Origin of the sequence: Nioella sp. MMSF_3534 (genome assembly GCF_030732985.1) — a bacterium.
GTDB lineage: Bacteria > Pseudomonadota > Alphaproteobacteria > Rhodobacterales > Rhodobacteraceae > Nioella.
In genome coordinates this window covers 1-1,381 of record NZ_JASHJX010000104.1, presented here as the reverse complement: position 1 = coordinate 1,381, position 1,381 = coordinate 1, and the positions used below count along the sequence as shown (strand labels likewise).

Sequence of the window (1,381 nt, the reverse complement as noted above, 5' to 3'; positions counted from 1 at the left end):
GCCGCTTCGGGCGTGGCGGCAGGGGCTTCGGCAGCCGCGGGCGCGGGAGCCGGGGCGGATGCCACGTCATCGGCGCTTTCGCCATCGCCAAGAAGCACGGCAATCGGCGTGTTCACTTTCACGCCCTCAGAGCCTTCTTCTACAAGAATTTTGCCGATCACCCCGTCATCGACGGCTTCGAATTCCATCGTCGCCTTGTCGGTTTCGATCTCGGCCAGAAGGTCGCCCGAGCTGACCTCGTCGCCTTCCTTGACCAGCCATTTCGCCAGCGTGCCTTCTTCCATCGTGGGGGAGAGGGCGGGCATGAGAATTTCTGTGGGCATGATGCGCTCTCCTTACCGGTAGGTGACTTGCTTGACGGCGGCGATGACCTCATCAGTCGTGACCAGCGCGTGTTTTTCGAGGTTGGCGGCGTAGGGCATGGGCACGTCCTTGCCGGTGCAGTTGATCACCGGCGCGTCGAGATAATCGAACGCATTTTCCATGATATAGGCCGACAGGTGGTTACCGATGGAGGCCACCGGGAAGCCCTCTTCCACAGTCACGCAGCGGTTGGTCTTCTGGACCGAAGCGATCAGCGTGTCGTAGTCGAGCGGGCGCAGGGTGCGCAGGTCGATGACCTCTGCCGAGATACCCTCTTCGGCCAGCTTGTCAGCGGCTTCCAGCGCGTATTGCATCCCGATGCCGAAGCTGACGATGGTCACATCCGTGCCTTCGCGCCAGATGCGGGCCTTGCCGAAGGGAACGGTGTAATCGTCCAGCACCGGCACCTCGAAGGACCGGCCATAGAGGATCTCGTTTTCCAGGAAAATCACCGGGTTGGGATCGCGGATCGCGGTTTTCATCAGGCCTTTGTAGTCGGAGGCCGAATAGGGCATCACGACTTTGAGGCCGGGGATCTGCGCGTACCAGGCGGCGTAGTCCTGGCTGTGCTGCGCGCCGACGCGGGCAGCCGCGCCGTTGGGGCCACGGAAGACCATGGGCGCGCCCATCTGACCACCGGACATATAGAGCGTCTTGGCGGCGGAGTTGATGATGTGGTCGATGGCCTGCATGGCGAAGTTGAAGGTCATGAACTCCACGATGGGGCGCAGCCCGCCAAAGGCCGCGCCGGTGGCGATGCCGGCAAAGCCGTGTTCGGTGATCGGCGTGTCGATGACGCGCTTCGATCCGAACTCGTCCAGCATGCCCTGGCTGATCTTGTAGGCGCCCTGGTATTCGGCGACTTCCTCGCCCATCAGGAACACGGTTTCGTCGCGGCGCATTTCCTCGGCCATGCCATCGCGCAGCGCTTCGCGGACGGTCTGGGTCTTCATCTCGGTGCCTTCCGGGTAGTCGGGTTCGAGATTGACGCTGGCCACCGGGGCGGCTGCGGGGGCTG

2 protein-coding genes are annotated in these 1,381 nt (G+C 63.1%); both read right to left on the bottom strand.

Annotation, left to right across the window (positions count from 1 at the left end; translation table 11 throughout):
* Positions 1–323 (bottom strand): biotin/lipoyl-containing protein (locus tag RBB16_RS20620; RefSeq protein ID WP_306047899.1); only part of this gene is annotated, 323 nt, incomplete at its 3' end.
* 12 nt (positions 324–335) lie between these two features.
* The coding region (locus RBB16_RS20615; protein ID WP_306047898.1) for a pyruvate dehydrogenase complex E1 component subunit beta at positions 336–1,381 on the bottom strand (1,046 nt) is incomplete at its 5' end.